This is a genomic window from Nocardia sputi (genome assembly GCF_023501985.1).
Map to the genome: position 1 here is coordinate 139,875 of NZ_JAMFLC010000017.1, position 15,542 is coordinate 155,416.

At 69.0% G+C, this 15,542-nt stretch carries 12 protein-coding genes; 9 read left to right on the plus strand and 3 right to left on the minus strand.

Features of this window, described 5'->3' with window-relative positions; all coding sequences use genetic code 11:
• Nucleotides 1-249: 249 nt before the first annotated feature.
• Genes eccD through eccCa form a run of 3 tightly spaced genes read left to right on the plus strand, consistent with a single transcriptional unit; the run spans nt 250 to nt 7,209 of the window.
• Entirely contained in the window at nt 250-1,680 is a 1,431-nt protein-coding gene (eccD, locus tag M8859_RS22520; RefSeq protein ID WP_249644126.1) for a type VII secretion integral membrane protein EccD, read from the plus strand.
• Nucleotides 1,681-1,712: 32 nt separating this feature from the next.
• Nucleotides 1,713-3,092, plus strand: coding sequence for a type VII secretion-associated serine protease mycosin (mycP, locus tag M8859_RS22525; RefSeq protein ID WP_283779529.1), 1,380 nt, complete (start codon nt 1,713-1,715; stop codon nt 3,090-3,092).
• A gap of 46 nt (nt 3,093-3,138) precedes the next feature.
• Nucleotides 3,139-7,209 carry a type VII secretion protein EccCa gene (gene eccCa / locus M8859_RS22530; RefSeq protein ID WP_249644127.1) on the plus strand — a complete coding sequence of 1,357 codons (4,071 nt, stop codon included), beginning with the start codon at nt 3,139-3,141 and terminating at the stop codon, nt 7,207-7,209.
• Nucleotides 7,210-7,333: 124 nt separating this feature from the next.
• Here the strand turns inward: eccCa and M8859_RS22535 are convergent, their stop codons facing one another.
• Nucleotides 7,334-7,939 (minus strand): GNAT family N-acetyltransferase, encoded by a 606-nt coding sequence (locus M8859_RS22535; protein ID WP_159922903.1) that lies wholly within the window; start codon nt 7,937-7,939, stop codon nt 7,334-7,336.
• A 3-nt stretch (nt 7,940-7,942) separates the two neighbouring features.
• Complete coding sequence (locus tag M8859_RS22540; protein ID WP_159922905.1) at nt 7,943-8,746, minus strand: GntR family transcriptional regulator; 804 nt, start codon at nt 8,744-8,746, stop codon at nt 7,943-7,945.
• Between the two features lie 359 nt (nt 8,747-9,105).
• On the opposite strand from M8859_RS22540, the gene M8859_RS37315 reads away from it, so the two are divergent.
• Nucleotides 9,106-9,417: a DUF4254 domain-containing protein gene (locus tag M8859_RS37315; RefSeq protein WP_223518746.1), complete on the plus strand. Its 312-nt coding sequence runs from the start codon at nt 9,106-9,108 to the stop codon at nt 9,415-9,417.
• A 52-nt stretch (nt 9,418-9,469) separates the two neighbouring features.
• Here the strand turns inward: M8859_RS37315 and M8859_RS37890 are convergent, their stop codons facing one another.
• Nucleotides 9,470-11,269, minus strand: coding sequence for a MinD/ParA family ATP-binding protein (locus M8859_RS37890; protein ID WP_439651516.1), 1,800 nt, complete (start codon nt 11,267-11,269; stop codon nt 9,470-9,472).
• 2,039 nt (nt 11,270-13,308) lie between these two features.
• Between M8859_RS37890 and infA the strand changes: the two genes are divergently transcribed.
• The 5 genes from infA to rpsD all read left to right on the plus strand — a co-directional run bounded on the left by infA (nt 13,309) and on the right by rpsD (nt 15,460).
• Entirely contained in the window at nt 13,309-13,530 is a 222-nt protein-coding gene (gene infA / locus M8859_RS22555) for a translation initiation factor IF-1 (RefSeq protein ID WP_003418601.1), read from the plus strand.
• Between the two features lie 148 nt (nt 13,531-13,678).
• Complete coding sequence (gene rpmJ / locus M8859_RS22560) at nt 13,679-13,792, plus strand: 50S ribosomal protein L36 (protein WP_011207363.1); 114 nt, start codon at nt 13,679-13,681, stop codon at nt 13,790-13,792.
• Nucleotides 13,793-14,039: 247 nt separating this feature from the next.
• A complete protein-coding gene (gene rpsM / locus M8859_RS22565; RefSeq protein ID WP_039795645.1) occupies nt 14,040-14,411 on the plus strand; it encodes a 30S ribosomal protein S13 in 372 nt (123 codons plus the stop codon).
• A 9-nt stretch (nt 14,412-14,420) separates the two neighbouring features.
• Nucleotides 14,421-14,834 (plus strand): 30S ribosomal protein S11, encoded by a 414-nt coding sequence (gene rpsK / locus M8859_RS22570; protein ID WP_039795647.1) that lies wholly within the window; start codon nt 14,421-14,423, stop codon nt 14,832-14,834.
• 20 nt (nt 14,835-14,854) lie between these two features.
• The gene (gene rpsD, locus M8859_RS22575; protein WP_159922909.1) at nt 14,855-15,460 is read left to right on the plus strand and encodes a 30S ribosomal protein S4; all 606 of its coding nucleotides are present in this window, start codon (nt 14,855-14,857) and stop codon (nt 15,458-15,460) included.
• Nucleotides 15,461-15,542 lie beyond the last annotated feature (82 nt).

Consider the following 15,542-nt stretch of genomic DNA (forward strand, 5'->3'; position numbering starts at 1 on the left):
CGTTCATCTGGATACCAGACTACCGATCGCGCGTGGCCCGGTGCGTCCGTTACATTAGGTTCAGCTGCCGGGAGGTCGCAACGCAAGAGTCGTCTATGTGTGAAAGTGCTTGACGAGTGTTGAAATCGTTCACTCTGGACGTGTCGGGCAAATGTCGTCGGCGGGTCGTGAATCGTTGTTCCGGATGAGGGCGGGGGAAGATTGCCGTTGATCGAGTCGGCGAGCGGTACACGTACCACCGAGCCCGTTTTGAGTCGTGTTTCGGTCATCGGTGGCAATACTCAAGTCGATGTCGGGTTGCCCGCCACCGTGCCGATCGCCACGTTCATCGGCGAACTGGTGGCGCTGATCGAATCGCGCAACCCCGAGCGGCCGGACGCGGAGGAGGAGGCGGCGCCGCTGGAGGCGCGGCACTGGACCTTGGCTCGGCTCGGCCGGGAGGCGATCGCGCCGAGCCGTACGCTCACCGAGGCCGAGGTCTACGACGGTGAGCTGCTGGTCCTGCGGTCGGTGACCGCGAAGGAAGCGCCCGCGCTGTTCGACGACGTCATCGACGCCGTATCCCGGCTGACCGCAGAGGAATTCCACAGCTGGTCCGGTGTGGCCGCCCGCTGGATGGGTCTGATCGTCTCGGTACTGAGCGTGCTGACCACGCTGGCCGTGCTGGTGGTCTCTCGCGGGCACGGCGATCCGCTCGCGCCCGCCTTCGCCCTGCTCGGCGGCGGCGTCGCGGCATTCGTCGCGGCGGGCATCGCGGCGCGCCGATACACCGACTTGGTGACCGCCACGTGGTTGTCGCTGGACGGACTGCTGCTGCTGTTCGGCGGCGCCGCGCTGCTCGTCCCGGGGCCCCTCGGCAGTCCTCATCTGCTGCTGGGTTGCTCGGTGCTGCTGGTCGCCGCGGTGGTGGGATACCGGACGACCGGCACCGGCGCCACGCTGTTCTCCTGCGCCGCAACGCTCGCCGTGATAGCGGGCGTCGCCGCGGCCGTCTACCTGATCTGGCACCCGGGCCTGCCGAAACTGTCGGCCGGTCTGCTGGTAGCCGGAATCGCGATCATCTCGGCGGTGCCGCGACTGGCGGCCGTGCTCGCGCGGCTGCCGATCCCGCCGGTCCCGACCGCGGGCGGCGCGATCGACCCGGCCGACCACGAACCGCGACCGACCATCGAGGGCATCGGCGCCATCGGCGCCAGCGCGCTGCCCTCGGCGGCGGGGCTCGGGGTACGCGCCCGCGCGGCCAACCAGTTCCAATCCGGTCTGATCGCGGCATGCGCCGCGAGCGCGGTCGTCGGCGCGTTCGGCGTAGCCGATCCGCTGGGTTCGGCACGCTGGCAAGGGGTCACGCTGGCGATCGTGACCGCGATCATCCTCGCGTTGCGCGGTCGCTCGTTCGCCGACCTCACCCAGGCCGCGACGATGATCGGAGGCGGGTGCCTGGCCGCCCTCGCCATGACCGTCGGTTTCGCCGTGGGCGACTCCGAATACACCCTGTTCGCGGCGGGCGTGCTGCTCGCGTTCGCGACCGGTGTGGTCGGCTTCGGGGTGATCGGTCCGCACATCGAGGTCACGCCGGTGACCAGGCGGATGATCGAAATCTTCGAGTATCTGCTGATCGTGTCGGTGATCCCGCTGGTGCTGTGGGTCATGAACGTCTACTCGATGGCCCGGAACATATGACCGGCAGCGCCTTGCGCCGGAGACTCTTGCGGATGGTCTGCGCCGCAACGGTCATCGGCGCCGGGATGGGCGTGCCCTGGCCGAGTGCCCAGGCGATCGCGCCGCCGGCGATCGATCCCGGCGCGCTCGGCGCCGCGCAGGGTCTGAGCGTGCGCCCGGCGCCGCTGGAACCGACCGAACAGCGCGCCGTCTGCGCCGAACCCGTGCTCACCGGCGCGCCACCCAGCGAGCCCCCGATGGCGCAACGGGTACTCGATCTCCCGTCCGCGTGGCAGTTCAGCCGCGGCGCCGGACAGAAGGTGGCCGTCATCGATACGGGGGTGAATCCGCATCCGCGACTGCGCTCGCTGCAACCGGGCGGTGACTTCGTCTCCGACAGCGACGGAACGGTCGACTGCGACGGACACGGCACGCTGGTCGCCGGAATCATCGCGGCGCAACCGAGTCCGCGCGACGCCTTCGCCGGCGTCGCGCCCGATGCGGATCTGCTCACCATCCGGCAGCTGAGCCTGGCCTACGAGCCGAAGGACCGGGGCGGGCAAGGCGACCCGCCGGGCAAGATCAGCAGCGACGGTTACGGCAGTGTGCTCACGCTGGCGGCGGCTGTCGTCCGGGCCGTCGATCTCGGCGCCACCGTCATCAACATCTCCGAAGTCGCCTGCACCGCAGCAGGTTCCGACACGGCCGACGCCTCGCTCGGTGCGGCGGTGAAGTATGCCTACGACCGCAATGTCGTCGTGGTCGCGGCCGCGGGCAACCTCCAGCCCGACGGCGCGTGCTCGAAGCAGAACGAGGGCTCGGGGTGGGGCTCGGTGCTCACGGTGGCGAGTCCGGCCTGGTTCACGCCCTACGTGCTCTCGGTGGGCTCGGTGGACTCGACCGGCCAGGTGTCCGAACTGTCGCTGCACGGCCCATGGGTGGCCGTCTCGGCGATCGGCCGCAATATCGTGTCGCTGGACAGCAAGCCGGGTGGCACGGGGCTGGTCGACGGCGTGCAGACCACCGAGGGAATCAGGTCCGTCGAGGGCACCAGCTTCGCAGCGCCCTACGTGGCCGGGCTGGCGGCGCTGGTGCGTGCGCGTTTTCCGGAACTCACCGCGCAGCAGGTGATGGACCGTATCGTCCGCACCGCCCACGGACCGGGCACCGGACGCGACGACCGGATCGGCCACGGCCTGATCGACCCGCTCGCCGCGCTCACCGCGCAACTGCCGGAGAAGCCGGTGAGCGCCGGGGCCGACACTTCGCGAGTCGTCGCCGCGCCGGTGATTCCCCCCGGCCCGGACCCGCGGCCGCGCCGGATCGCTGTCATCGGCGCCATCGTCTGCCTGGCCTGCCTCGCGATCGGCGCGGCGCTGGCGATCCCCTTCCGCCGCTCCGGGCAGGACCTGAACGCGGAATTCGATCCGTAGCGCGGGCGACGTCTCGACCGCTCGTCGCCGACCGAACGAAGGAACCATGGTTACCGAAGGCTTTGTGCGCCGCCCCCGCATTGCACCGCCCCGGGCACCCGGCGGCGAGGTGGCGCTGACGGCTCCGCCGGAGATTCCGCGCGCACTGCCCGCGCCGCTGATGATGAAGCTGATGCCCGTCGTCATGGTGTTCGCGGTGGTCGGCATGATCGCGATGATGGCGATGATGGGCCGCAACCTGCTGGCCAATCCGTTCATGATGATGTTCCCGATGATGATGCTCATGTCGATGGTCGGCATGATGGCGGGCTACCGTGGCGGCGGTCCCAAACGCGCGGTCGAGCTCAACGAGGAACGCAAGGACTACTTCCGCTACCTCGACCAGGTCCGTAAGGACGTGCGCCGCACCGGCGGCAGGCAATTGGAGTCTCTGCGGTGGAGTCATCCCGAGCCGGCCGACCTGCCCTCCCTGATCGGGACAAGGCGGATGTGGGAGCGCAGGCCGAACGACCCGGACTTCGGGCACGTGCGCGTGGGCGTCGGTAGCCACCGGTTGGCAACCAAACTGGCGCGCCCGGAGACGGGGCCGCTGGAGGACCTGGAACCGGTGTCCACCGTGGCGCTGCGCCGCTTCGTGCGCACCCACTCGGTGGTGCACCGTTTGCCGACGGCGGTGTCGCTGCGCGCTTTTCCCGCGATCAACATAAGCGGTTCGAGCGAGGACGCGCACATGCTGGTGCGGGCGATGCTGATGGAGCTGGCCGCCTTCCACGGTCCCGACCATCTCGCGATCGCGATCGTCTGCGCCGATCCGGACGGTCCGGCCTGGTCCTGGGCGAAATGGCTGCCGCAGTTGCAACATCCGACGCTGCGCGACGGCATGGGGTCGGCGCGGATGATTTACCACTCGCTCGGCGAGCTGGAGACGGCGCTGGCGGCGGAGCTGCTCGAACGCGGCCGGTTCATGCGCAACCCGCAGCCGACCCAGGGACGGCTGCACCTGGTGGTCGTCATCGACGACGGCTACGTCAGCGGCAGCGAACGGCTGGTCAGCGAGTCGGGCTTGGATTCGGTAACGGTGCTCGACCTCACCGCACCGGAGGGCGGGCTCGCGGCGCGGCGCGGACTGCAACTGGTCGCTGCCGACGGCGAGGTGGCGGCACGCAGTGCCGCCGGAGTGGAGAAGTTCGCCACCGCCGACCGGGTGAGCACGGCCGAGGCCGAGTCCTTCGCTCGATCGCTGGGCAGATACCGGCTCGCCACGGCGGCGCAGATCGTCAGTCTCGGTGAGGGAACCGCGACCGATCCGGGACTGATGGCGCTGCTGAGGATCCCGGACGCGGCCCAGATCGATCCGGCGAGGGTGTGGCGTCCGCGCACCGGCCGTGAGCGCCTGCGGGTGCCGATCGGCATCACACCCGACGGCACTCCGGTGGAGATCGACATCAAGGAGTCGGCCGAGAACGGCATGGGGCCCCACGGGCTGTGCATCGGCGCCACCGGCTCCGGAAAGTCGGAATTCCTGCGCACACTGGTGCTTTCGCTGGTCACCACGCATTCACCGGACGCGCTCAACCTGGTGCTCGTCGACTTCAAGGGCGGCGCGACCTTCCTCGGCCTCGACTCGCTGCCGCACGTCGCCGCGGTGATCACCAACCTGGAAGAGGAACTCTCGCTGGTCGACCGCATGAAAGACGCGCTCGCCGGTGAGATGAACCGCCGCCAGGAACTGCTGCGCTCGGCGGGCAACTACGCCAACGTCACCGACTACGAGAAGGCGCGCGCCGCGGGCGTGCCGCTCGATCCGCTGCCCGCGCTGTTCATCGTGGTCGACGAGTTTTCCGAATTGCTGTCGCAGAAGCCGGATTTCGCGGAACTGTTCGTAATGATCGGACGCCTCGGCCGATCGCTGCACGTGCATCTGCTGCTGGCCTCGCAGCGCCTGGAGGAGAACAAACTGCGCGGCCTGGAATCGCATCTGTCCTATCGCATCGGCCTGCGTACGTTCTCGGCGAACGAATCGCGCGCGGTGCTCGGCATCACCGACGCCTACCACCTGCCGAGCGTGCCCGGTTCGGGGTATTTGAAGAGCGACGCGTCGGATCCGTTGCGGTTCAACGCGAGTTACGTGTCCGGACCGTACGTCGCGCCGCAAGGAGCGGTGACCGGTGCGGACGGCAGCCCGGTCGCCGGAGTGCGGCCCGCGTTGTTCACCGCCGCGCCGGTGGAACTGCCCGAGACGATCGAGGCCGACGCGGAGTCGGCGGCGCCGTCGAATCCACTGCTGGAGCTGCCGCCGCCGCCTTCGGCCGTCGCGGCCGTGCCCGGCGCCGATGACGGCATCCCGGACACGTTGCTCGACGTCGTCGTCAAGCGGCTCACCGGGCACGGCCGCCCGGCGCACGAGGTGTGGTTGCCGCCGCTGGAGGAATCTCCGACCGTGGACATGCTGCTGCCGGACCCGGACTGGCGTTCGCCGGTCAACCGGCACGGTCAGTTGTGGATGCCGATCGGCGTCATCGACAAGCCGTACGAGCAGCGGCGCGACGTGCTCACCGTCAATCTGTCCGGCGCGCAGGGCAACGTCGCGGTCGTCGGCGGCCCGCAGTCGGGCAAGTCGACCACCCTGCGCACCATCGTCATGGCGACCGCCGCCACGCACACCCCCGAACAGGCGCAGTTCTACTGCCTGGACTTCGGCGGCGGCAGCATGGCGGGCCTGTCCGGCGTGCCGCACGTGGGTTCGGTGGCAGGTCGCCTCGACGGTGACCGCGTGCGTCGCACCGTCGCCGAACTCACCACGCTGATGCGTCAGCGCGAGGAGCGGTTCGCCGCGCTGGGCATCGAATCGATGGCCGAGTTCCGCCGCCGCAAGTTCGCCGACGGGCAGCGCGTCCCGGACGGCACGGCTGGGCCCGCCGGCCCGTTGGCCGAGGACAAGTTCGGTGACGTGTTCCTGGTGATCGACGGCTGGGCCGCGGTCCGTGAAGAGTTCGACGTGCTGGAACCGCAGATCAACGCCATTGCCGCGCAGGGCTTGTCGTTCGGCATTCACCTGATCATCGCCGCCTCGCGGTGGGCCGAGATCCGTCCGGTGGTCAAGGACCAGATCGGCACCCGTCTCGAGTTGCGGCTCGGCGATCCCTCGGACTCGGAGATGAGCAGGCGCACCGCGCACCAGGTTCCGGTCGGCCGCCCCGGCCGCGGCCTCACCCCCGACCAGCTGCACATGTTGATCGCGTTGCCACGCCTGGATTCCGACTCCGATCCGGGCAGTGTGGCCGAGGGCGTCGCGCGAGCGCGGACCGAACTCGAGCAGCTCTACCCGAGCCGCCGCGCGCCCGAAGTGCGCATGCTGCCCCTGCGGTTCGGCCGGGACGAGCTGCTGGCCTCGGCGAGGGCCCAGGGGATCGAACTGAGCCCCACTCGGGTGGTCGTGGGTCTCGGCGAGTCCGAATTGCAGCCATTGGTCCTGGATTTCGGTGTCGAACCGCATTTCATGGCTTTCGCTGACGTGGAATGCGGCAAGACCACTCTGCTGCGCAATATCGTGATGGGTGTGGTCGAGCAGTCGACCACCGAGCAGGCCAGGATCATCATGGTCGACTACCGCCGCACAATGCTGGGCGTGGTCGAGGGTGACCACCTGGCCGGGTACTCCACCTCGTCGCAGACCTGCGGTCCGATGATCCAGGAGGTGGCCGGATATCTGGCCAAACGAATCCCCGGTTCGGACATCACCCCGCAGCAACTGCGGGAACGCAGCTGGTGGAGCGGCCCGGAGATCTACATCGTCGTCGACGACTACGACATGGTGGCCACGGGCAGTATCAATCCGTTCGCGCCGCTACTGGAGTACCTGCCCCAAGCCCGCGACATCGGCATGCACCTCGTAGTCACTCGCCGCAGCGGCGGCGTGTCCCGCGCGCTGTACGACCCGATATTGGGCACCATGAAGAACCTGTCGGTCGAGACTTTGATCATGAGCGGATCGCGCGACGAGGGCAAGCTGATCGGCGACGTGCGACCGAGCAAATTGCCTCCCGGACGCGGAACCCTGGTCTCGCGCAGCAGAGGCATCGAGATGGTGCACATCGCGCACCTGCCACCGGTCTGACCAACTGTGGTCGGGTAGCCACGACGAGGCGGGCGGCGAAGCGTGGTCCAACTCGCCCGGCCCGTGTGGCCGCTCGGGCGGACGCGATCCGCAAGGGTCACCTGCCCGCGCTGTGGCGTACCGGTCAGTTGTTCGACCGGGGGGATCGCAGAATCGCCGACGTAGCCGATCGTGTGACCGCCGGGACCGGTACGGGCAGTGCGCGATCCCAGCTGTCGGCTCGTCGCTCGAACAGCGCGCGCGACGGTCCCACCGCGAGCGGCCCCGCGATGCGAACCAAACGGAAACCGGCGGACCGATAATAGTCGTGCAGGTCGGAATTGGTGGTCCACGCATCCAGCCGGACCCATCCGCGTTGCTGTCGGCGGGCGAGCATCCCCGCGTGGGCGAGCATCCGGTGACCGACGCGTCGCCCCGCGAAACGCAGATCGACGATCATGAAATGGACGATCACCGAGTCATCGAGTTCCCATTGCGACCACAGACCCGCATCGGCGCGGTCGTTGACCGTGATGGTGCCCGCGGGCTCGCCCGAGACCTCCGCGATCCAGGTCTCGCCCGCGTCCAGCGAACGTCCGACGGCACGGGCGAAGATCTCGATGGGCAGGCCGCGCCCGGCGACCGTCCACTGATCGGAGCCGCGCGCGGTCAGCCACGCCGTGCGCTGCACACGCAGGCGGCAGATCAGGCCGAGATCGCCCCCCGTAGCCTGGCGCAGCGCGATCGTCATGGGCTAGGCCGGACCGGACCCGTGGGAGTTGGCAAGCGTCGCCCGAATTATCGCGGTGCCTTGGGCATCGCCGAGTTCGTAGGCGAGCCGATTGCCGGTGGCCAGCGAACGATGCCGGGTGGCACGGGTGACGCGCTCGTGCGTGGCTCCGATGCGCAGATGGTCGAGCAGGATGGTGCCGGTGGCGACGCCGAGCACCGAGGCCTCCTCCGCACTGGCCGGACGAGCGACCAGAGTGTCGCGGTGCGCGGTCTCGGCATGGCCGCGGTCGGCGAGGCGGCGAGTGGTTCCCTCCGGAATGTCGTGCGGGGAGTCGATTCCCGTGGCCTCGGCCAGGTCTCGGGGATAGAAGCTGACCTCCCATGACCACGGTTCGTGATCGAGATACTGGACCACGGTCCTGGCCAGTACCCAGGAATCCGGCGGTATGCCCAGCCACGACGCGACCTCGGGACTGGCCGGCTCCATTCTCGCGCTGAACTCCTTCGACGGCTCCCGGCTCGCGGCCCGCGCGATCTCCTCGAAGATGTCGTGCGGGGTCTGCGGCCGGTCGGGGCGAATGGAGTCGGTGACAACGGATTCGAGAACCTCTTGGTTTCGAACGATCGTCCCGCGGGAAGTTGCTGTGTAGACCAAATTCTCGGTCACCAGCACCTGGATCGCGTTGCGGGCGGTGGTTATCGAGACCTGCATCTGATCGGCAAGCTCGGAGTGACTGGGCAGTCGATCGCCCGGCTTCCACTTGGCTGCGCGGATCTCCTCGCGGAGGAGGTCTGCGATCCGGTGATACGTCGGACCGTCCGCCATCTTGCTCCTCGGTTGGTCGTGCAGGTAACGAAGTGTACTCTTCGTGACTCCCTACGGCCGGGTAACGCTTGACAGGGGCCTTCAGAGGTTTATTGTAATGAACGTCCTGATCCGGTGTTGTGCGGCGATGACGGCGAGGCAACGTGGCAGGTTCGGATACAACGGTCGTAATGGCCCTTCCCGGCACACCGAGGTGTGTCGATCCCTCGGTGCGCTCTTCGGCGCCGGGATTGCTTCCCACGTCCGACCTATTGGTCCGGGCGTGTCGCGGGCACCGTGTGGTCGGTGGTCCGCTCCTGTGGTTCGCTCGCGATCTGGCAGTGCTACACGAGCGTCGCCTGGTCGGCCGTGGTGGTTCGGTGGATACCGCCGTGGCGGTGGTTCGCGAAATCGAGCGTCGCAGAGTCGAATTGGTGATGGCCATCGACGACTGGGTGATGCGCAGCGTGCCGCAGCATCGGCTCGGCGCCACTCTGCACACCGAAACGGTGGGCGCGGTGATCGATCGCCTGGCCGAGTCCTCGGTGCGCGCGCACCACGCGTTGATGACGCTGAACGCGCACGACGAGCTGCTGCACAACGCGTGGCATCATCTCGCCGAACTCGCCGACGCCTACGACGATCTGGTGCGCGACGTCATGGCGGGCAGGCGGCGTCTGCCCGAGTGGTGAGCGGCTGATCCGCTCGCCCTTCTTGCCCGCCGGGCCACGGCCCCGGCGGGTGTCACGGGTGATAACGGCGGTGATCGGTGGCGAAGTCGTCCGCGACGGTCGCCGCCAGCTCGACGTAGGCGCGCTTGGTCTGCTTGTGCAGCCGGTGCAGATCGATTTCGGCGCCCTCGGACATGTGCGGGTCGAACGGGATGATGTGCACGGCGCGGCACCGGGACAGGAAGTACTCCCGTAGTTGCTGGATACCGACATTCGGCGATCCGGCGCGCGGAGAGTTGATCACCACCACCGCATTGCGCACCAAGTGGTCGTGACCGTGCAGCGACAACCAGTCCAACGTCGCGGCGGCGCTGCGGGCTCCGTCGATCGCGGGGGAGGAGATCAGCACCAGCGAGTGCGCCAGGTCCAATACCCCGGACATGGCCGAGTGCATGAGTCCGGTACCGCAGTCGGTGAGGATGATGTTGTAGAACCGCTGCAGAATTCGGGCGACAGCGCGGTACTCCTCCTCGCTGAACGCCTCCGACGCGGCCGGATCGCGTTCGCTGGCCAGCACTTCCAGGCGGCTCGTCGCCTGTGAGGTGTGCCTGCGCACATCCGAATAGCGCTGGATGGACGAGTCGAGGAGCAGGTCGCGCACGGTGGACCTGGTCTGTAGCGGCACCCGCTGCGACAGCGTGCCGAAATCGGGATTGGCGTCCACCGCGATCACCCGGTCGCCCCGGATGGAGGCGAAGATGGAGCCGATACCCATTGTGGTGGTGGTCTTTCCGACACCACCCTTGAGCGAGAGCACCGCGATCCGGTAATCGCCGCGGACCGGCTGCCTGATCCGCGCGACCAGTTCTTGCAGCCTGCGTTCCTCGGCGGACATGCCGGGGTTGATCGCGCCGCCGGACACGTGATGCACCGCCTTGCGCCACCCGGAGCCCGGCGCCTTCTTGGCCCGCCGCAGCGGCACGTTGTCCAGCGAAGGCTGGAACGGCACGCCCGGCTGCTGGGCCTGCGGTTGCGCGTAGCCCTGCGGCGTGCCCCACTGCGGGCTTGCGTGCGGGGCGGGCTGGGCGTGGGGCTGCTGATCGGCCTGGTACTGCGGAGGCGCGGAATACGGCGCCACCGGGGCGGATTCGGGCGCGGCGACCGGTTCGGCGGTGTTGCGCCACTGATCGGCGGGGGCCTGCGGTGCGGTACCCGGCAGCTGCCCACCCGCGAACTGTGGCGGGTGACTGGCGTGTTCACCGATCGGCGCGTGTGGTGCCGGCTGCGGATCGCCCGCGTAGGCGGGGCCCGGCCGGTGCTGAGGTACCGGCTGCTGGTCGAAGTCAGGCGCCGGTGCGATCGGCGCCTGCGCAGCAGAGGAGGCGCTCGTCTCGGCAGGCAGCCGGTGTCGTCCGCCGCCCACTGGGCGCGCCGACGCGGAATCGGCTCCGGCCGTGCTCGTCCAACTCGGCGCCGTGAAACCCGGATCAGGCTGCGGGAGAACCGGAGCAGGTTGCGCGGGAACCGGACCAGGTTGCGCGGGCGGAGGGCCGACAGGGCCGACCAGGTTCACAGGACCAGGTTGCGCGGGAACCGGGCCAGGTTGCGCGGGAACCGGATTCGCCGCCCCGGCCGTCTTCGGTCGAGCGGTGAACGTGGTCGGCTGCGCGGCGATATCCGGTGTAACCGGAGCGCCGGTCGCGGAGGCGCTATCGGGGGCGGGCAGCACCGGACCGACCGCACCCTGTTCGGTGTGCGGAGGGGGCACCGACGCGGCCGGTTGCGCGGCACCGAGATCCGCGGGCTGCGGGTTCGACGCCGGTCCGCGGTCGGCGGGCAGCCGCGGTGCCTGCCCCGAATGCTCGACGGGCACTCGGCCGCTCTGTGCGGCGACTTCGTTCGGCACAGGCGGAAGTCCGGGTCGGCCCGGCTGACCGGTTTGCTCCGGTGCGGTGTGACCGAGCCAGGGCGGCGGACCGTCCGCGCTGCGCGGCGGCGGGCGGTGCTCGTCGTCGGTCGGCGCGACGTGTGCCCGCTCGTGCGGCGCGGGCGGATCGGGTAGCGGCGGGAGACGCCGAGGCGGGTCCGTCGCGGGTGCCTCGTTCTGCTCGGGCCGCGGCGCCGCGAGCCAGGGCGGCGGACCGCCGGAATCCGCGACGGTGGGACCGGATGGGCCGGCCTGCGTTGCGGGCGCGGGAATGCCACCTGCGGACGGCCGTGCGGATGGCACATGGTGCGCCACTGCGGGATCGTCTTCGGCGGACGACGTTACCGGGCCGGGATCTGCGGGGCGGTCTGCCACGGGCGTCCGTCCGGCATCCATCGTGGATGCGGCGCCGATCGTATCGGCTGCGGGGCGCTCTCCGGATTCCGCAGCCGACGACCTCGGGTGGTCGGCTGCGGACGATGGCACTGCGGGGTGTCCGCCGTCTACCGGCGCAGTGGGCGTGTGGCCGCTGGACGGAGTCGGCGGCTGGTTGCCGGTCGGCCACGTCTGATTCGGACCGCTCGGCGGGATCTCCCGCTGCTCGGCAACCGGCGCTGCCGCGGTGTTCCTGGTCGTGTCCGTGCCCACCGGTGGTGCGAAGGGGTGGTTGCTCGGCGACGCGGATTGGCTGCTGGGCGCGGACTGGTTGTTTGGCGGCGCGGCCGCAGGCCAATGGTTCGGCAGCACGGCCGACAGCGCGGCGTCGAGCCGAGGGTTGCCGGTGGATGGCCATCCGCCGTTCTGCGGCGCGAGCGGAGGGCGGGTGGTGCCCGCGTCCTGGCCGGGCGCGCTCTCGCCGCGGGGCGGCCGGGCCTGCTCGTCGGTCGGCATCGGAGCGGACCTCTCACCGTCCGGCTGCCGCGGCGGGTCGGGCAGTGGCGGCGGGGGCGGGAGATCCGGCCTGCGGGCCTGCGGAGGCGCGGGCTGATCGTTGCGCACGGACGCGTCCGCGGGCCTGCTGCCCAGCGGCTGGAATCCGGGAGAGGGCTGCGAGGGGTTACGGGTGGGCAGGCCGCGCTGCGGCGAATTGTCGCGCGGGGGTGGCGCCTGCCACGTGTTCTCCTGCTCCGGCGGTATCCGGTCGTAGCCGGTGGATGGCATCTGACCCGGTACGGGCTCGACCGGCGCAGGCATCGGCGCGCGGTCCGGCTCGCTCTGCCGCGGTTGCTCGTCCGAGGGTCCGTCGTGCTTGTCGCGGCGCCAGCCCTTGCGGCGCTTCTCCGGCCGCGCGGCCTCCGGGCGTTCCGCCTCGGGTGCGCGATTCTTGAAACGTCCGCGTCTGCGGCCGAGGGATTCCTCGATGAGTTCCTCGTGCGGGAGGTTCTGCACCGGCGCTTCGTAGCCGCTCTGTGTGACGTCGCTCTCCGACAGCCACGGCGGCAGCATGGGAAGGCCGTCATTGCTACGGCTCACGGCTGCGCCTCGCTGCGGCTCGGTGTGCCGATGACTCGCTCGCTGCGTTCACTCACGACTTCCCTCGCTGCTGCTCGGCTCGGTCGTGGCCAGGGGCGCACTGCCGGTGACTCGCTCGCTACGCTTACTCACACGGCCTCGCCTCCCTGCCGCTCGCTCGGCCCAGACCGAGGGCGCCTCCGCCGGTGCCTCGCTCGCTGCGCCGGCTCACGCATCCCCCTCGATCTGCTCGACCCAAATACCTGGACAGCGGCCAGTTTACGCGACAACCCGGTCCCGTCGCGGCGCAGGACCAGACGCCCGCCACCGGTGGGAAGGCGGCTGCGAAACGGCAGGCGACACGGGTATACAGGGAGGCATTTTTGCCCGAACGGGAACGGGTCGGTAAGCTGGAGCGGCGGTGCACCTATGCGCCGCCTGTTTGTGTGCGAGCGGTCCGCTCAGGCGACCGGTCCATCCGAGCAGAACCAGGCAAACAAACCAGGTTGAGTGTAACCGGGATCGCGGAGGACATGGCGAAGAAAGACGGGGCCATCGAGGTCGAGGGTCGGGTTGTCGAGCCGCTGCCCAATGCGATGTTCCGGATCGAGCTCGAGAACGGGCACAAGGTTCTCGCGCACATCAGCGGGAAGATGCGGCAGCACTACATTCGCATCCTCCCCGAGGACCGTGTGGTCGTCGAGCTCTCGCCCTACGACCTGTCGCGTGGCCGGATCGTTTACCGCTACAAGTGATCGCGCCCGGCGCGATCGGGTCGGCGCGGCCGGTTGTCCCGGCGTACGCCGGGACCGAGTCGAAACGACTCACCACAGAGCTTCCCCAGTCGCCGACTGGGGAAAAACTGTGTTCACACCCGTGTGAACCACAACAGATTGGACGGACGTGAAGGTTCAGCCGAGCGTCAAGAAGATCTGCGAGAAGTGCAAGGTGATCCGCCGTCACGGCCGGGTCATGGTGATCTGCGACAACCTGCGCCACAAGCAGCGCCAGGGCTGAGCGGAGGCGAGGGAGACCTCGCTTCACCCGCCCGAGGCATGCCGACGGCGCCGCTCGACGCAACACCAGCCAAGCACCGAACCGCAGTTCGGATTGGCAAGAAGAACTCCCAGCACCAGCCGCACGCTGCGGATATCAGGGTTCGCCCTGGGGCGTGCGCGCCTACCACCGGTTCGGAGGCCGGTGCCCCACAAGACGAGGGGACGGACAGGGAGCAGACCTCCGCAACGATTAAGGAAACTGCCAGATGGCACGTCTCATGGGCGTCGACCTCCCGCGCGAGAAGCGCATGGAGATCGCACTGACCTACATTTTCGGCATTGGCCGTACCCGCTCCAAGGAGATCCTCGAGGCCACCGGCGTCAGCCCGGACCTGCGTTCGAAGGATCTCAGCGACGACGATCTGACGAAGCTGCGTGACTACATCGAGGCTTCCGAGTTCAAGGTCGAGGGTGACCTGCGCCGCGAGGTGCAGGCCGATATTCGCCGCAAGATCGAGATCGGCTGCTACCAGGGTCTGCGCCACCGTCGTGGCCTGCCCGTCCGTGGCCAGCGCACCAAGACCAACGCGCGCACCCGCAAGGGCCCGAAGCGCACCGTCGCCGGCAAGAAGAAGTAGGGATAACCGATGCCTCCGAAGAGTCGGGCCGCGGGCCCGAAGAAGACCCAGAAGTCGCGTCGCAGGGACAAGAAGAACGTCCCGCACGGCAACGCACACATCAAGAGCACGTTCAACAACACGATCGTGTCGATCACCGACCCGAACGGCAACGTCATCTCCTGGGCGTCGTCGGGTCACGTCGGCTTCAAGGGCTCGCGCAAGTCGACCCCGTTCGCCGCGCAGCTCGCCGCCGAGAACGCCGCCCGCAAGGCGCAGGAACACGGCGTCAAGAAGGTCGACGTGTTCGTGAAGGGCCCCGGTTCGGGCCGTGAGACCGCGATCCGCTCGCTGCAGGCCGCGGGCCTCGAGGTGGGCACGATCTCCGATGTCACCCCGCAGCCGCACAACGGCTGCCGTCCGCCCAAGCGGCGTCGCGTCTAGCGGGAAAGGAACAGCGAACAATGGCTCGTTACACAGGCCCCATCACCCGCAAGTCGCGTCGTCTGCGCGTCGACCTCGTCGGAGGCGACCAGGCGTTCGAGCGTCGCCCCTACCCGCCCGGCCAGCACGGCCGCGCGCGGATCAAGGAGAGCGAGTACCTGCTCCAGCTGCAGGAGAAGCAGAAGGCCCGCTTCACCTACGGCATCATGGAGAAGCAGTTCAGCCGGTACTACAAGGAGGCCAACCGCCTCAAGGGCAAGACCGGTGACAACCTGCTGCGTCTGCTCGAGACCCGGCTGGACAACGTGGTGTACCGCGCCGGTCTGGCCCGTACCCGCCGTCAGGCTCGCCAGCTGGTCTCTCACGGCCACTTCCTGGTGAACAACAAGAAGGTCGACGTTCCCAGCTTCCAGGTCACCCAGTACGACATCATCGATGTCAAGGAGAAGTCGCTGGGCACCCTGCCGTTCCAGGTGGCGCGTGAGACCGTCGGCGACCGCCCGGTTCCGGGCTGGCTGCAGGTGATCCCGGGCCGACTGCGGATTCTGGTCCACCAGTTGCCCGAGCGCGCCCAGATCGATGTGCCGCTGCAGGAACAGCTGATCGTCGAGTACTACTCGAAGTAATACTTCGACGAGTACAGCACTGTGCTGCTGGTGCGTGGTCGCCCGACATGGGCGGCCACGCACAACCCCTGAGACGAGGCGT

What these genes read in the sequence shown, in the direction of transcription:
- mycP (WP_283779529.1), top strand. Translation starts at nt 1,713, where the DNA reads ATGGTCTGCGCCGCAACGGTCATCGGCGCCGGGATGGGCGTGCCCTGG.
- eccCa (WP_249644127.1), top strand. Translation starts at nt 3,139, where the DNA reads ATGGTTACCGAAGGCTTTGTGCGCCGCCCCCGCATTGCACCGCCCCGG.
- M8859_RS22535 (WP_159922903.1), bottom strand. Translation starts at nt 7,939, where the DNA reads ATGACGATCGCGCTGCGCCAGGCTACGGGGGGCGATCTCGGCCTGATC.
- M8859_RS22540 (WP_159922905.1), bottom strand. Translation starts at nt 8,746, where the DNA reads ATGGCGGACGGTCCGACGTATCACCGGATCGCAGACCTCCTCCGCGAG.
- infA (WP_003418601.1), top strand. Translation starts at nt 13,309, where the DNA reads ATGGCGAAGAAAGACGGGGCCATCGAGGTCGAGGGTCGGGTTGTCGAG.
- rpsM (WP_039795645.1), top strand. Translation starts at nt 14,040, where the DNA reads ATGGCACGTCTCATGGGCGTCGACCTCCCGCGCGAGAAGCGCATGGAG.
- rpsK (WP_039795647.1), top strand. Translation starts at nt 14,421, where the DNA reads ATGCCTCCGAAGAGTCGGGCCGCGGGCCCGAAGAAGACCCAGAAGTCG.
- rpsD (WP_159922909.1), top strand. Translation starts at nt 14,855, where the DNA reads ATGGCTCGTTACACAGGCCCCATCACCCGCAAGTCGCGTCGTCTGCGC.